The organism is Halomonas icarae (genome assembly GCF_009901955.1).
Classification (GTDB): domain Bacteria; phylum Pseudomonadota; class Gammaproteobacteria; order Pseudomonadales; family Halomonadaceae; genus Halomonas; species Halomonas icarae.
On the sequence record NZ_WUTS01000001.1, the window covers coordinates 505,300 to 521,367 of the forward strand.

14 protein-coding genes are annotated in these 16,068 nt (G+C 55.0%); 9 read left to right on the forward strand and 5 right to left on the reverse strand.

All coding sequences use genetic code 11. The features are described 5' to 3' along the window. Positions 1-173: 173 nt before the first annotated feature. On the forward strand, positions 174-2,123 hold the full coding sequence (locus tag GRB80_RS02325; protein ID WP_161422420.1) for a sigma-54-dependent Fis family transcriptional regulator: 1,950 nt from the start codon (positions 174-176) through the stop codon (positions 2,121-2,123). A gap of 274 nt (positions 2,124-2,397) precedes the next feature. Here GRB80_RS02325 and GRB80_RS02330 read toward each other — a convergent pair whose 3' ends face one another. Further along, a complete protein-coding gene (locus tag GRB80_RS02330) occupies positions 2,398-3,414 on the reverse strand; it encodes a TAXI family TRAP transporter solute-binding subunit (RefSeq protein ID WP_161422421.1) in 1,017 nt (338 codons plus the stop codon). Between the two features lie 309 nt (positions 3,415-3,723). Next, positions 3,724-4,188 (reverse strand): flavodoxin family protein, encoded by a 465-nt coding sequence (locus GRB80_RS02335; RefSeq protein ID WP_161422422.1) that lies wholly within the window; start codon positions 4,186-4,188, stop codon positions 3,724-3,726. Between the two features lie 69 nt (positions 4,189-4,257). Between GRB80_RS02335 and GRB80_RS02340 the strand changes: the two genes are divergently transcribed. Continuing rightward, positions 4,258-4,737: a YbhB/YbcL family Raf kinase inhibitor-like protein gene (locus GRB80_RS02340; protein WP_161422423.1), complete on the forward strand. Its 480-nt coding sequence runs from the start codon at positions 4,258-4,260 to the stop codon at positions 4,735-4,737. A gap of 149 nt (positions 4,738-4,886) precedes the next feature. Here GRB80_RS02340 and GRB80_RS02345 read toward each other — a convergent pair whose 3' ends face one another. Next, the gene (locus GRB80_RS02345) at positions 4,887-5,573 is read right to left on the reverse strand and encodes a type 1 glutamine amidotransferase domain-containing protein (protein ID WP_161422424.1); all 687 of its coding nucleotides are present in this window, start codon (positions 5,571-5,573) and stop codon (positions 4,887-4,889) included. Between the two features lie 726 nt (positions 5,574-6,299). Between GRB80_RS02345 and GRB80_RS02350 the strand changes: the two genes are divergently transcribed. Next, positions 6,300-9,914, forward strand: coding sequence for a YobI family P-loop NTPase (locus GRB80_RS02350; protein WP_161422425.1), 3,615 nt, complete (start codon positions 6,300-6,302; stop codon positions 9,912-9,914). 122 nt (positions 9,915-10,036) lie between these two features. On the opposite strand, the gene GRB80_RS02355 is transcribed toward GRB80_RS02350, so the two are convergent. Both GRB80_RS02355 and GRB80_RS16310 read right to left on the reverse strand, forming a co-directional pair. Beyond that, the gene (locus GRB80_RS02355) at positions 10,037-10,510 is read right to left on the reverse strand and encodes a tyrosine-type recombinase/integrase (protein ID WP_309663495.1); all 474 of its coding nucleotides are present in this window, start codon (positions 10,508-10,510) and stop codon (positions 10,037-10,039) included. Next, positions 10,497-10,658, reverse strand: coding sequence for a hypothetical protein (locus tag GRB80_RS16310; protein ID WP_237561905.1), 162 nt, complete (start codon positions 10,656-10,658; stop codon positions 10,497-10,499). Before GRB80_RS16310 ends, GRB80_RS02355 begins: the two co-directional genes overlap by 14 nt. 758 nt (positions 10,659-11,416) lie before the next feature. Between GRB80_RS16310 and GRB80_RS02360 the strand changes: the two genes are divergently transcribed. The 6 genes from GRB80_RS02360 (at position 11,417) to GRB80_RS02385 (ending at position 16,066) form a co-directional block, all read left to right on the forward strand. Next, entirely contained in the window at positions 11,417-12,019 is a 603-nt protein-coding gene (locus GRB80_RS02360; RefSeq protein ID WP_161422426.1) for a hypothetical protein, read from the forward strand. A 288-nt stretch (positions 12,020-12,307) separates the two neighbouring features. After that, a complete protein-coding gene (locus GRB80_RS02365) occupies positions 12,308-13,528 on the forward strand; it encodes a hypothetical protein (protein WP_161422427.1) in 1,221 nt (406 codons plus the stop codon). Between the two features lie 211 nt (positions 13,529-13,739). After that, positions 13,740-14,162 carry a GNAT family N-acetyltransferase gene (locus GRB80_RS02370; protein ID WP_161422428.1) on the forward strand — a complete coding sequence of 141 codons (423 nt, stop codon included), beginning with the start codon at positions 13,740-13,742 and terminating at the stop codon, positions 14,160-14,162. 31 nt (positions 14,163-14,193) lie between these two features. Then, positions 14,194-15,318: an RNA-guided endonuclease InsQ/TnpB family protein gene (locus GRB80_RS02375; RefSeq protein WP_161422429.1), complete on the forward strand. Its 1,125-nt coding sequence runs from the start codon at positions 14,194-14,196 to the stop codon at positions 15,316-15,318. A 49-nt stretch (positions 15,319-15,367) separates the two neighbouring features. Then, positions 15,368-15,583 carry a hypothetical protein gene (locus GRB80_RS02380; RefSeq protein WP_161422430.1) on the forward strand — a complete coding sequence of 72 codons (216 nt, stop codon included), beginning with the start codon at positions 15,368-15,370 and terminating at the stop codon, positions 15,581-15,583. A 102-nt stretch (positions 15,584-15,685) separates the two neighbouring features. Beyond that, on the forward strand, positions 15,686-16,066 hold the full coding sequence (locus tag GRB80_RS02385) for a thiol-disulfide oxidoreductase DCC family protein (RefSeq protein ID WP_161422431.1): 381 nt from the start codon (positions 15,686-15,688) through the stop codon (positions 16,064-16,066). Positions 16,067-16,068: the final 2 nt, after the last annotated feature.

The window sequence follows — 16,068 nt, forward strand, 5'->3', positions numbered from 1 at the left end:
CAGCATGGGCCTGCTGCTTGGTATAGCAAGTACTATGCCAGCGTTATGTAATGTAATAATCACAATGAAAACAGTGGGTAGAGGTGCCGCGCGGAGGGTTGGCCGCAGATGATGCGTCGCCGGACACGACGGCTGTCGCATCTTGGGACACCTCGCCCCATGGGGAGACACCTATGTTGACCAAGGCCGCCCTGCGAACTACCGAGATGATGCGCCAGGCCCATGCCCGGCTACGTCGAGGACAACTGCCGGTGGATCTGCTCGATGCCAGCATCGGTCGCTCCTGGCAGCGCTGCCTGGATCACGGTCTCTCTCCCGGGAGAGTGCCGGAGTTGCCCAGGCTTAGTGGTAGCGAACTGCGGGACCGGCGTGACTCGCATCGTCGACTGATCGCCCTGGCTGAACCCCTGCTCAAGCGGGTTGCCGAGGATCTGCGCGGCTGCCAGCTGTTGCTGGCCGGCCCCGATGCCACCGTGCTCAAGAGCTACGGGAAGCGCTTCGTGCTGGATGAACGACTAGACATCGCTCCTGGCATCATTCTGGATGAGCGTTGGTTTGGGACCAATGCACCAGCCCTGGCGGTGATCGAGCGCGCGCCGGTGCTGGTCAAATCCAGCGAGCATTTGATGTTCCCCGAGAATCCGGTTTCTTGTGTGGCGGCACCGCTGCTTGATGTGAGTGGTGACTGCCTGGGGTTGATCGACCTGACGTTCGACGCCGGTCATCCCCGTCCGGAGATCTTCCTGCGGCGGGTACAGCAACTCACTGGCGCCCTGGAGCAGCAACTGTTTCGTGATCACTACCAGCAACGCTGGGTGCTTCAGGTGCATGCCTCTCTTGCCGAGTTGGATGGGGTGGCGTGCGGCCTGGTGGCGATCAACGAGGCCGGCCTGATCCTGGCAGTCGATCCTCAGGCGGCTCAGTGGCTGGGACGTGATGCTACGGGCCTGATTGGTGGTCATATCGAATCGCTCTTGGGCCGCTCCTGGACGGAGCTTCGTCGCCAGTGTGAGACGAATTCGGCGTTGTTGGGGCTGGAGCTGACCGGCGGACAGTTGGTGGGGCGCCTCAATCCGCCTGAGGCCTGGCGGCCGGCGACCCTGGATGGCGAGGTGGGGGGGGGCTCCGGCAACCGGATGCCGATCAAGTCGTCACGGCCCCGTCGGCCGGTGCTGGAGTCGTTGGTGGCCAGCTGGCCGCAGATCTTGGCCCGGGAAGCGCGCAGGGCGTCCCAGGCCCTGGCCGCGGGGCTGCCGGTCCTGCTGCAGGGCGACACCGGCACCGGCAAGGAGCAGCTGGCCCGTGCCTTGCACACCAGTATCGACGAAAAAGCTCCGTTCGTGGCGCTGAACTGCGCGGCCCTGCCGGAGAGCTTGATCGAGGCGGAGCTGTTCGGCTACGGCGAGGGTGCCTTTACCGGCGCCCGCAAGGGGGGCTATGACGGGCGCCTGGTGCAGGCCAACGGCGGGACCCTGTTGCTCGATGAGATCGGTGATATGCCGCTGGCGCTGCAGGCACGCCTGCTTCGGGTACTTCAGGAGCGGGTGGTGACGCCGCTGGGTGATCATCGCGAGGTACCCATCGAGTGTCGGGTGATCGCCGCCAGCCATCGCGATCTGGAGGCTCGGGTCGAGGTTGGCGACTTCCGCGAGGATCTCTTCTATCGCCTGGCCGGTGTGGTGGTCGAGCTGCCAGCGCTGAACCAGCAACAGCCGCTGACGGAAACGATTCGCCATCGCTGGGAGGTGCTCTGTCGCGGTCACGGTCGTGACCTGCCCCTGGCGGAGTCGCTCTGCGAGCGGTTGGCCGCCTATGACTGGCCCGGCAACTGGCGCGAGCTCGAGCACTGCCTGGAAGCGGCCTTGGTCGGCGCCGAACCGGAGCTTGATGCCCTGACACTGGATGCGCTGTCGCCGCGCTGGCAGCGCAAGTTGACAGGAGGGGCCCCTTCAGAGGCATTGGCCATCAGGTCATCGGGGACAGCAGGCGGTCCCCAGGAACTTCGAGAATTACAGCAGGCACATATGCAGCGCACCCTGGAGGCTTGTGACGGCAACTATACCGCCGCCGCTCGAGCCTTGGGGGTCAGCCGTTCGACGCTCTATCGGCGCCTGGGACGCTGAGCCATTGGTCGATACTCTCGAGGTTCTCCGTTGAGGCCTCGGGTACGGCGGTGATGAACATGAGTGTGCATAGGCGCAGCCGGTACTCAAGGAGGAGTGGCTACCCAATGTCACGGATGAGAAGATTATCCTCATGGTAAGAGTATTGGAACGCCTGAAGTAAGCACCGGCTCGATGCAGGAAACAGCGGCGGCGCCCAGAGGGCGCCGCCGCTTCGTTTTTTGTGGCCACTGACATCAGATTGCCACTCGCTCGCCTCCCCCTGCCGCCGGTATCAGTTCGCCATGCCCGCCAAGGCGGCGCCGCGACGAATCTCGTGGCGTACGGGGAGCAGTGCCTCGTCATGGATCCAGCCCCGCTCACGATAGTAGCGCAAGGCGCCATCATGGAGGGGGGCGCTCAGGCCCTCCTCGATCATCACCTGGGGCGTCAGCACCCCCAGGGCAGGATGGGTAGCCTTGAAACGGGTAAACGCGCCGAATACCTCGGACACCAGCCGGTAGACCTGCTCTGCATCGACATCGGCGCGGGTAACCAGCGTTGCCTTGACGCCGAAGGTGTGGATCTCGGGCTGGTCGGGCCCATACAGGCCAGCGGGGATCGTGGCGTAGCTGAAGTAGGGATAGGCGTTGACCAGCAGGTCGATGGTGGTGCCGCTGACATCGATGATCTCGGCGTTACACAGACGAATGGCCTGAGCGACCGAGTCATTGGGATGCCCCACCGTATAGACCATGGCGTCGATATTGCCATGGCACAGCTCCATGGATTGCTGATCGGCGGGCAGGTCGTGTACCTGGCGGAAGGTGGTGCGGCTCCAGCCGCGGGCATCCATCAGCCTGAGCATGGTGCTGCGCTGCCCGGAGCCCGGGTTGCCGATATTGACGGAGCGTCGCTGCAGATCCTCGAGGCTTGCGATGTCGGCATCGCGGCGGACGACCAGAGTGAACGGCTCACTGTGCAGCGAGAACACCGAACGCAGGGCCGTATCGGCGCCGGCCTGGCGGAATCCCTCGATGCCCTGGGTGGCATACTGGTGCAGGTCCGACTGGACGAGAGCGAATGCCAGCTCGCCACGGCGCAGGGCGCGCAGATTGGCGCTGGAGCCATCGCTGGGTTGTGCCCGACAGGGCGTGCTGAGGGTTCGACACAGGGCGCGTCCGACCACGTGGTAGACCCCGGCCGGACTGGCGGTGGCGATGGTCAGGGGTGTCTCGGTATCGGCAGGCAGGGAAGCGTGCAGTAGCAGGCTGGCGATGCCAACGGTCAGCCGTTTGGCGATGCTGTTCATGACTCACCTCGTAGCAGTGAGTCGGCCAGAGGCACACCAGAACCAGTGAGGTGTCGGGGCAATGCCTGTCAGGAGAGGTGTCGCCCGGTATCTGGTCGACAGGCTGTGTAGTTATCTCGATGGTTATCTTGACGGTTATCTCGATTGTTAGCTTGGTGTGGCTATCCTGGTGTCGTTATCTCGGTGTTGTGGTATCGGCCAGGATGGCCAGGCGGGGCCCGGTCATTTCTGATCACCAGGGCCATCTTTCAGGTATAGCAGGACCGGTGAGGCAGGCTGGGGCATTCAACGTAATTCTATCGAATAAGGTTATAGCACCCCCGCCTCGAGTCCTGCGGCCATGGCCATGGCCAGCTCCTCCACCTGCTCGGTGAAGGACTCCTGCCATTCGCCGCGCAGGATCAGCGGTTCCTGCGCCCAGCGCCAGCGCAGGCCGGTGGTGATGCTCTCCACGGCGCGTCGCGTGCCGGTGCCGTCATGGCCGGCGCGGACATAGAGGGCACAGGGCAACCCCTGGGCCTGTTCGAGGACCTCGTAATAGCTTCTGTCGAAGAAGTCCTTCAGGGCACCGCTCATATAGCCCAGGTTCTCGGTGGTGCCGAGCAGGATGGCATCGCAGTTACGGACGTCCTCGGGGCCCGACTCGAGGGGCGGCTTGACGATCACCTCCACGCCTTCGATCTCGGGATGGCGGGCGCCCTGCTCGGCGGCTTCGCGAAGCCTGAGGGTGTTGGGTGAGGGGGCGTGGGCAACGATCAGCAGACGCTTGGGCATGTTGACAGCTCCTCGTTTGTTTCCCAGGCTACGTTGACGTTCGTCTGTCTTCAATCAGGAGGATTACCGATGGCATTCGCCCTGTCGACCCTGCGCCTCTCCAGTCCCGCCTTCGAGGACGGAGGCGCCATTCCAGCCAAGCATACGGGGGAGGGCGATGACCTCTCGCCGGCGCTGGTCTGGCAGGATGCCCCCGAAGGCACCAAGGGCTTCGCGCTGATCTGCCACGATCCGGATGCTCCCCTGGTGCAGAACGGTACCTACGGCTTCGTGCACTGGGTGCTCTACAATATTCCCGCGTCCACCACCAGCCTGGAGGAAGCGACCAGCGTTGGGACGCGTGGCAAGAACGACTTCGGCAGGCTGGGCTATGGTGGCCCCATGCCGCCGGAGGGGCACGATACCCATCGCTACTACTTCTGGGTGCTGGCGCTGGACAAGCCCACCGATGACCTGCCCGAGGGGATTTCCCTGCGGGATCTGCTGCTCAAGGTCGAGCCGCATCTGCTCGGCATGAACCGCCTGGTGGGCACCTACCGGCGCGGCTGATCCCGACCCTGCAAGTGGTCCGATCCTGCCAGCAGCCTGACCCTGCAGTTGCTGGCCCTGCAGTAGCTGGCCCTGGAGTAGAGAGACGAGCGCCCCGGCATCATATGATGCCGGGGCGCTCTGCCATGGGGCCGTGAAAAAGGCGCGGGTTATTCGCTTAGTGCCTCGAGCAGTACCCTGGCGACGGGCTCCGAGGAGGGCGGGTTCTGGCCGGTAATCAGGCGGCCGTCGCGGCAGGTGTAGGGCGCGAAGTCGTCTGCCTTGGAGTAGTCCGCTCCGGCGGCCTTGAGGGCCTCTTCCACCAGGTGCGGTACCACCTCGGTCAGGCCCACGGCGTCCTCTTCACCGTTGGTGAAGCCGGTGACGCGGCGGCCACGGACGAGTGGCTCGCCCTCGGTGTCGCGCGCATGAAGCAGGACGATGGGGGCGTGGCAGACCGTCGCCACCGGCTTCTGCTGGGCCCAGAAGGTCTCGATCAGGCGGATGGAGTCGGGGTTGTCCACCAGGTCCCAGAGTGGACCGTGACCACCGGGGTAGAAGATGGCGTCGAAGTCGTCGGCACTGACCTCGGAAAGGCGCCGAGTAGTGGCCAGCTGCTGCTGGGCCTCGGGGTCCTGCTTGAAGCGCCGCGTGGCGTCGGTCTGGCTCTCCTCGGCATCGCTCTTGGGGTCCAGCGGCGGCTGGCCACCGGCGGGCGAGGCCAGCACCACCTCGGCGCCAGCGTCGAGGCAGGCGTAGTAGGGCGCCGCCAGCTCCTCCAGCCAGAAGCCGGTCGGCTCGCCGGTATCGCCCAGGCGGTCGTGAGAGGTAAGGACCATCAGGATGCGTTGGCTCATGAAAATCTCCGTGTCAGTGGTGCTGCATGTCTGGAGTGTCGTGGCCAGTGTGACGCAACAGGTGGTCACAGGGGAATTGAAGTTTGTCTATGGCTGGCATGCAGGCTCTCCATTGCCGTCGGCGATGTGCTCGATGACATGGGGCGGCTGTCAGCATCGCCTTCACACCCTCAGCGCAAGCCACCCTTCCTGTTTATCCCGTACCCTATCTCATTAAACACGACGGAAATTCGTGATAAACGTATATATCACGTAAGATATCGCTTACATTTGAGCCGAAAATAATCGGCCACCCAAGAAATAGTAGAAAATTACATCTAGTATGGAATCCATATTCGGCCATGCAGAAAGGCAGACGGGATGCCAAAGACAGCCGCCAGGCATGATAAGCGGAGCCCCCCCATCCACTCCAACGGTTTTCAAAGGAAAGCCGCTTGCGGAGCAATGGATTCGATTCGTCATGTTGAACACTAGAGGGGGGATTGCCATGCTGGTCGTAGGAGCCCGATTTATCGGGCGATCGGCTGCTTTCGACCCAAAGCGGACGTAACGAAAAATGTAGCATGAGCGAGAAATCTGGATATGCAGAATAATTAAAATTGGCAATTATGCCTATTAATTGCTTGGAGTGAACTTTTTAGGTTGAATTTTGCTGATAAACTTGGTGACACGTTTATCCAATCACATGTTGAGCATGTCAAATACCTTAGGCTGGTTTAGCATCGTATGATAAAGGCTATCACATTATTAACACGCCGGCTTGCCAATAGCCTCTATAGCATCGTGTCTTGGCTGGAAAGCAAAGAGCGCTCCGCCGAAATGCAATCGAAATTCGTGGACCTCGCGCCTACTGATGAGGCAGACAAGGCTGGCGTATATTCCGAAGCGATTTTGTTTGCGACGAACAATGCGAAGGTCTCCAACATTGCCCTTACGGGGCCTTATGGATCGGGAAAGAGCAGCATCATTCAATCCTTCTTGAAAAAGTATCGGCGACCTGCGCTTCATATTTCTCTCGCTGCGTTCGTTCCCGAGGCCGATTCGGGAGGCGAGAAGGTGAGCCGCCAAGAGATTGAGAGAAGCATCCTACAGCAGATGCTGTATGGTGCTGACGCTAACAAGCTTCCGCTATCCCGGTTCAAAAGAATTCAGTCCCCCGGTGTTTGGTCGATATTAAAATCTCTTTACATAATGCTTGGAATTCTTTCGGTGTGGTACGTGTTTCATCAGCGAGAAGACATCATTAGCGGCCCGTTTTTTGTTCCCCTCGATCACAGGAATTGGCTCAACGTGGGAATCCTTTTGTTCGCGGTAACATTCTTCTGGGTGACACTGCATCACTTTTATGTCGCAAGTTTCGGGTTGTCACTTAAGAGCATCTCATTGAAGGACGTTGAGATAAAGCCGGCACATGATGACCAGGCCTCCATATTGAATCGTCACCTAGACGAAATAGTTTACTTTTTTCAATCAACTGATTACGACCTTGTAGTCATTGAGGATATAGATCGATTTGAAAATCCCGAAATTTTCGTCACACTGCGCGAAATTAATAGCCTAGTGAACGAGAACGCAGGCGTGAAACGCACCGTCAGATTCCTCTACGCCCTGCGCGATGACATGTTTGTAAACACTGATCGAACCAAGTTTTTCGAATTCATCATTCCTGTCATACCGATCATAAATACATCGAATTCGATCGACATGGTGTTGGAGCAGGGAAAGAGGCTTGAGCTTGACGGGCGCCTTGATCGGCAGTTTCTGAGAGAGGTCTCACGATACCTGAACGACTTGAGGTTGATTCAGAACATCTTTAATGAATACGCTATTTATGTGGCTAATTTGGAAACTGATGGAGAGAATCTGCTCGACGCCAACAAGCTCCTCGCGATACTGATCTATAAAAACGTCTATCCAAGAGACTTTGAGCAGTTGCATCGCGGCGCGGGCACCCTTGCTAAAATATTGAGCCGCCAAGACAAGCTCATTGGGGATGGTGAGGCCACGTATAGGACCGAGATTGCAGAACTCGAAAAGCGGATTGAAGTCGCCGAGCGACAGACGCCTTCGGACCTTAGAGAGTTGCGGCAAATCTACGCTATGGCTCTGATTGAGAGGCTTCCACCGAATGTTAACAGCGTTCGTATTGATGGGTCGCAATGGATTCCGATTTCACAGCTGGCCAGCCACGATGCGTTTGAGAAGCTTATAGAGGGTTCCCGAATTATCGGCCGCAACGTCAATGGTCACTCACAGCAGGTCGATGTTTCCAAATTGCAAAGCGAGATGGACTCCCAGAAATCCTACCAGCAACGCAAGGAGGAGATAGAAAGCAAGGCGGTTGATAATAAGAACAAGATCTTGCGCCAAGTGCGCGACTTAAGATCAAAAATCGCAGCGCTTCGCACGATTAAACTCAACGAGCTGCTGCGTTTGAACCCTGGCTATGTGCAGGATCTTTTTGAAAGCTTCGGGGGAAACGGGGAGCTTGCCCGTTTTCTAATTCTGGAAGGTCATCTCGACGATACCTACTACCAATACACTACACTCTTTCACTCAGGCCGTTTGTCGCCCAATGACAATAAGTTTCTGATCCAGATACGGGCATTCGTCACGCCTGATCCGGTTTTTCCGATCGACAATCCAAAAGAGGTTATCGCAGCGATGCGAGATGAAGACTTCCGGCAAAGCTATGTCTTGAACGTCAAGCTTGTCGATAGTCTGCTGAGTGACCGGAGTAGTTACCTAGACCAAACGAAAAAACTTTTCGAGTTTATCTCGTCTGAATTTGAGAACTGCGAGGAATTTCTCGATGCCTATTACACAAGCGGCCACAATGTTGCAGGACTTCTTTCGGGAATAAACAAGGCTTGGGAAAGTCTAGTCCCAACTGTCATTGCCAGCCCTAACAATATCTCCCACGTCACCCAGCTGGTCTCGAACCTACCGGAAACCTCGCTTAAAACGCTCGCAAGGGATTTTGATGAGCTACCAGAATTTGTTGCGGCGAACCTTCCAGTGATTCTGGTGAATGCACCCGAGTTATCACCAAAACGACTTGAATGCCTTGACTTGGAGGTCAAGGATCTGGCAGCAATTAAAGAGCATTTTGAAATTGTGCATGTGATGTTCGAGAAGGGACTTTACGAACTCACGATAGCGAACCTGGAATACGTCTACCAAGCGCTTTTGGGGGAGAACGATCTCAAGCCAATGCGCGAGAAGAATTTTACCACCATACGCTCGACGAATAACGCAACCTTGATGAAGCGAGTCGAGCGCGATTTTGATCTCTACCTGCGCGATATTCTTTTAGAACTACAAGGAAATTCAGAAGAGGATGCCCCGGCTATTCTTTCCGTGGTTCGCCACGATACACTAGACCAAGATAATCTTCGGGAGTTTCTTGAGCGACAGACGACCCGGCTGCCGAATTTAGAGGATGTGCCCGAGAGATTGCATTCAATGCTGTTTAAGATAAATTCGATTGAATCAAATTGGGTGAACTGTCTCGCTTTCATGGAATCTGACGGGTTCGATGCAGATAGCCTAGTTGAGTATCTTGATCGAGATGTTGTCCGCGCGGTTATACTGCGACACCCTATACCATGCGACTCGGATTCACTGAAGCTGCGTCAGTTCTTAATCAATGCGGACTCGTTGTCTGATGTCGCTTACAGAGAATATGCTCATGCCCTGCCCAAGCCGTTCAAAAAAATCCCCGAGGGACTCGAGCCACCCAAGCTTCGAATCCTGATAGATGAAGGAAAAATCAACTTCACTCAGGAGAACCTCGACGCACTCGCTGACAACAGGAGTTTGCAGGTACTATTCGTCGCGACTAATATCGATACATATCTGGCGGATCCAGAAAATTTTGCAATCGACGATGGCTTCCGAGAGGAGCTTCTACGATCTGAAATTGATAATATGGAAAAGTTTGGAATAGTCGAATTGATGGACCTAGAGGTACTCGTGGATCTTCCCGAGCGATCAGCGCTTATCGGCCCGATTCTTAACAGCGCAGACACCAAAATACCCGAGCTTAATGGGAGTATTGTGCAATCTTTAATAATTAATTCTACACCCATAGAAACACAGATTTCCCTTTTTAATAAATATCATTATCTTATGGATGATGACGAAGTGCGTTATGTTTTGGCTAGTCTGCAGCCACCTTTTTCCGAAATAAAAACTGGATATAAGACGCCGAGGCTGGAGAATAGTCCCGATAATCGGGATTTGGTCAGCTGGCTTGATTCAAGAAACATTATCTCGTCATGGAGTGAGGGTGGCATCTTTGCTAACGATATCAGAGTGAATCTCTATAGGAGCCGATAAGTGGCTTACAAGATTCTGCACTGTCTCGGCGTCAGCGGTATTGCGCCTATAGCGCCACACACTGAACTACTGCTTCTGGCTAGATAGCGACGGCATAGCGGCTATGCCGTCGCTTGCACCTGTTAGACCTCTGTTTGCTCAGCCATGGTCAATGCGTCATCCACCTCAATCCCGAGGTATCTGACAGTGCTTTCGAGTTTCGTATGGCCTAAGAGTAGTTGAACAGCTCTCAGGTTTTTCGTTCGGCGGTAAATTAACGTTGCCTTGGTACGTCGCAACGTGTGAGTACCGTAGGCTGAAGGCTCCAAGCCAATAGCGGTGACCCATGATTTAACGATGCGTGCGTACTGCCGAGTAGACAAATGACATGAGCTTTTCAGGCGACTTGGGAATAAATAATCATCGTTACGGAGATGTGCAACCAGTATCCACTCATCTAGGACAGTGCGAGTTTGCTCGGTTATCTCAAACTGTACTGGTCTTTTCGTTTTCTGCTGCGTGACTATGGCCCTTGAAGAGACACGATTGCCATGGGCTACATCTCGGACTCGCAACTTGACAAGATCACATGCCCGCAACTTGCTATCGATAGCCACGCTCGAATAGCGTCAGATCTCGAATCTTTCCAGCAAGCTGCAGCCTGACGCGAATGGCCCAGATATCCTTGAGACGAAGCGGTGTTTTCTGACCAACCAGCTTGCCTTTATTCCAAGGCTTTCGGTTAACTGGTGTTGATGTGTTCATGGTATGGACCTCCTCAGGTGGAATGTATAGGATGGTCCATAACGTGCTCGACGTGTGCTGGAGCTTGCATTCCGTCGCGATTCGACCCTAAGTAGCTAGTAGTCAGGAAAAATAGCAGCCTCTTTCATTCACTATTAGGATATGCTCTCTTATGGTTTTTGATCGTCAAGAGAAAAAAGGGTAATATAGTCGCAATCTTATTGGTCTTGGAGGTAACGGTAGGTTTCAAAATCAACGTGAGTATCTTGTTTGGATTGGAAGTGAGCGTTAAAGTAGTATTTCACTCTATTGCGGAGGTGCTTATGGAAAATCCATTCGTATTGCTTACAGGCGTATGGTGCGGGGTGGCGTTTCTGCGGGCCGAGTTGGGACACTTCCAATCCAGACGAGAGATTAGCGTTGCAAAGTAGAGTCTGCCCGACCCAAGAGAAACGAGAGAAGGTGCAACTCCTTCTCCCCGCACCATTTGCTTCAAAAAAGCCCCAAGCGGTTTATTACTCGCTGCGCATATGGCTGAACCTAGGTATTAGACACCTTTATCGTTTTACTTTGGTCTAGACGACATGAATACAATCCCCATTCTCATAACAATCGCTCTTATACTTGTTGCCACAGTCGCTACTATTTGCCTCCACCGATCGGGCGCCTTAATTCTCAATGGCTCTAGATTTTAGCAAATGCACACATTGCAATTGCAGAATACTTTAAGCTAGATTGTCCAGATCCACGAAAGCTATAATAAACGGTGAGAAGTTGAAATGGATGCAAGAGATCTAGTCCCATTGCTCGGAGTTGTGATTGGATGGTTGCTGAGTGAGATAAGTACATTTTCTCGCCTGTCTAGAGAAAATCGTAAAACAACCAATAAAACAATAACAACTCTTCTTGAGATGCGTAGAGAGACTATGCGAGCAAATTTTTTACTGCAAGGCGGAAAGAGTTATTATAGTGATGGCTTCTCAGAGGCTCACCGAAAACGATTAATGGAGCTGCATTTGCAGCCTTTGGCACTGGAGCATCATTTAAAGGTTACTGAAGAGCTCTCAGAGGTAAATCCGTTACTCTCTGTCCAGCTGCATGATATGCTTGTTTCGCAAAAAGCATTCATGAATCAAAACCTGAAATCCTTGGAGGCAGCTCCAGAAGTTTATGAGTTCATGCTGTCTTTGTTTGAGGTTATTTATGAAAATTCAGCCAAAAGACTCAAGGAAATGGTTTTGCGTCTAGCTTTACAGCAGGGCCCACTAACGTGGGCTAGGTATGCTTTTTTCTTCAGGTTTCAGGAAAAAGAAATGGAGAATTGGGGAGATCATGCAGGAAGAATTGCTAAAGACTTTATCCCGATGGATGAAAATTCCTAAAAATCCTCTATTGATCTTGTTGTTTCTCTGGGTGGGACAAGTTTTCTTCCCCACCAAGTGGCCACCGCTAACTCTGCCCCGTAGACGAGTGTTAAAAGAGCACATCCTGAACGGCAGCTGTTGGCCGAACGAGGAATTTTAGTCTATGCTGATTGATCACTTCCGACTCTGAGTGGACATCCCGGAAAGGCAGCCGGCACGTTTATCGACTTGAATGATAAGGTACGCTCAATCAATGTCAGAGCGTTCCGACTAATACTTGCTAGGCAATCATGGGTGCTAAATCAGATGAAAGCGTTATTCATTGGCGCGGGTGCGGCTTACGATTGCGGAATGCCCCTTGTCTGGGAGTTGACCGCAGAATTGAGGCGCTGTCTAACACCTGAGAGAATTGTTTCGTTTAATGAAGGCTGGAAATCTCAAGGCGGCGGATGGAATCAGGATGTTATTTCCCGCGTCGCAATTCTATTAGGTAATAAAGACTTACATTACGAGCATATCATAGGAACTTTAGAGGTAGAGTTCTCTAGAGAGCGTAATGAAGGTAAAAGGCAAGACTATCACGCTGCTCTTGGCTTTCTTCTTCAGGCTGTATATGGCCTGCTAATGGAAAGGCAGGTAAAAAACACTGACTACGCGTTGAACGCACTTGATGATTTTTCTGCTATCAAAAAACTAGCTCAAGAGAATAATCCGCTTTGGATATTCTCACTAAACCATGACTGCATTATTGAAATGCTGGCGGCATCAGCAGGCATCCCTATAAAGTCAGGTTTCAATGAAGAAGTCAGTATTCCCATGAAGAGCACTGATGGAGTTTTACGTCAAATTCCGTTTGAAAGGTTGAGCAGAGCATCTATCGAAAGTAATTGCTATGATTTTCATAAGCATGGCGAATATGGTATTAATTTAATAAAGCTACATGGAGGGTTAGATATATTTGGGCAAAATGATGAGCTTAACTACTTGAAGATTAAGCCTGTCGAACAGGATCCAGCATCCTTTGCTCACCAACTTCAAATAATAGATAAAATAAATCAAGATATAGCGGTGCGTGATGGCGTCGTGTGCATGAACGAAAATGTTTATGAAGATGAACAAGGAAGGATTCAGTTTTTGCGCAAAACCCTTTTGTCAGGAGTGCATAAGTTTACAAAAAGACTGAGCCAAATAGCTCCATCTGAATTTCTTTCTCTTTTCAAGGGTAGTTTAAATTATGCCGATGCTCTTGTTTGTATTGGCTACAGTTTTGGGGATAAACACATAGATGAAAACATAGTGGATTGGTTGTCCTTGTCAGGATCACGGAAGCTCACTATTGTTAATCCTGGCATAGGTGGTTGCCCTGATAGATTGAAGTATTTATCAGAGCAAGTTGAATGCAATCCTATTGGTGCGGCTGAATATTTTATACAGGTTAGTGATGACAAACCTACGGAAATGCAGAGCATTTTGCGAAAAGAAAGATCGGTAGCGCGTGACAGAATTAGGCGTGAGCTTACTGAATGAAAATGTCTAACAAAGACAGGCATGGCGACCACTTTTTCGTTGCGGCTTCGCCTCCACTAAGAAGGCACGCATGCTGGCAGCGTTATATCAGAGCCAACTGAACGGCCGCTCTTGGCCGATAGCAGCCATACCGGCCACTATGATGAATACTTGGCCAATCACTTCCCATAGGCTGACCTGATCATCGCCGACCCAAAGAGGTAACCAGGCCATGCGGTTGGTAGAGTGTAAAGCGCACCAGTCGCCGGAGATTCAGGCGCTGTTTGCTCGCACCTTTTCCGCTGGCAAGGGGCCGGCAGAGGGCGAGCATGTTGCGGGTCTGGTGCGCAAGCTGATGGCCGATAGTGCCATTGAGGATGTCCTGAGCTTCGTGGCCATGGAGCAGGGCCGGATCGTGGCCGGCATCTTCTTCTCGCGGTTGACATTCGATCCCCCGATCACGGCCTTCCTGCTGTCACCGGTGGCCGTGCACCCTGATCACCAGGGCCGGGGCATCGCGCAGCGCCTGATCCGCTTCGGTCTCGAGAGGCTGAAGGCGAGAGGCGCGACGCGAATCTTTACCAAACCAGCGCGTAAAGCATCGCCCACTCGGGCGGTGATACAAGCGCGCATCGCTTCGCGGTGCCTGTGTTGATAGGGTTGGCGACAACTGATATTTTTCCAGTATGACAAAGCGTGCCTATAAAGAGCGGTTCTATCCCACCCCCGAGCAGGCTGAGCTATTGGCGCAGTCGTTCGGCTGCGCGCGTTTTGTCTGGAACAATACGTTGGCCTACCGCACCGAGGCGTATCAGATCCACGGGCAGTCGATATCACATTCAGCGGCGGAAAAGCGGCTGGTCGCCCTCAAAGCCGAGTATCTCTGGTTGAAGGACGTGTCTAGTGTGATCCTGCAGCAGACGTTGCGGGATCAGAAAGCCGCGTTCGACAACTTCTTCAATTCCAAACTCAACGCACGTTATCCGCGCTTCAAACGCAAGGATCGCCGACAGTCGATCCGGCTGACCCGAGCCGCCTTTCGCTATCGGGATGGCGAGATCACTATCGCCAAGGCAACGGAACCACTGCCGATCCGCTGGAGTCGTCCGCTGCCCTGTGCGCCCTCGAGTATCACCCTCTCGCGCGACCGTGCGGGGCGCTACTTCATCAGCTGCCTATGCGAGTTCACGCCCGAGACGCTGCCGGTCTCACCGAAGACCGTGGGCATCGATCTGGGCCTGACCGATCTGTTTATCACCAGCGATGGCCACAAATCCGGTAACCCGCGCCACCTCAAGCGCTATGAAGCCAAGTTGGCCTATCACCAGCGCCGTCTGGTCAGGAAACAGAAGGGGTCGAAGAACCGCACCAAGGCGCGACACAAGGTGGCACGGCTGCATGCCAAGATCGCGGACTGCCGCCGCGACGCCATTCACAAGGCGACCCGCACGCTGGTCAACGAAAACCAAGTGCTGTGTGTCGAGTCGCTGAATACTGCCGGTATGGTCAAGAACCGCCTCCTGGCCAAGGCCATCAGTGATGCCGGCTGGGGAGAGTTTGTCCGCCAGCTTGAGTACAAGGCGGAGTGGGCCGGGCGGCAACTGGTGAAAGTGAGCCGGTGGCTGCCTAGTAGCAAGGTATGCCATGGCTGTGGTCACCGGGTCGAGAAGCTGCCGCTGTCACAGCGTCGCTGGCATTGCGCAGGCTGCGGAGGCGCCATCGATCGCGATATCAATGCGGCCAACAATATCCGAACCGCCGGGCTGGCGGGGTTAGCCTGTGGAGCGACTGGAGCGGGGACGGCGGCCTAGCCGCCGTCTAGTGAAGGCGTGTCGAAGCAGGAAGGTTCTGAGGGCGACCTTGGAACCCTCGCCCGGTAGGGCGGGGAGTGTCAGCTACGGGGATCCGGCCTACTATTCGCGGGTCGGCTTCATGCCCGCGCCCCTGGAGACGGCGCCCTTCAGGCTGTCCCAGCCCGAAGGTTGGCTCGGCCAGGCGCTGGATGGAGGCGAGATCATGGCCCTAGCCGGTGCACCGCGCTGCGTCGCGGCGTTAGACGATCCCGCCTACTGGTAAGGTATGTGGTAAGGAGTGCCATGCTGCGGCCTGCCCGCCTTAGGTTAGGCCACACGGCCGAATCAGCCGCGGCGGCGGGCCAGTTCATAAAGGAGAATGTCGATGTCCGAGCTTCCACTGCTCAAGGTCTACTACGATGCCATCTGCCCGCGCTGCCGCAAGGATCGCGCTCGCTACGAGCAGTGGGCGGGAGAGGCCGGCGATCGGGTGGTGTGGTGCGATGTGACCGAGCATCAGCAGATGCTGCGCGACCAGGGGATCGATCCTCAGGCGGCGCTGCTCTCGCTGCACGTGGAAGAGGAGGGCGAGAAGGGCGGGGACATCGTGGAGGGGATCGACGCCTATATCCTGCTGATGCGGCGGGTGCCGCGCCTCAGGCCGCTGGCCTGGCTGATCGGCCTGCCGGGGCTCAAGCCGTTGCTGCGCCGCCTCTACGATGCCTGGGTCAGGCGGCGCCTGGAGAAGCAGGGGCGCCTGCCCTGAGC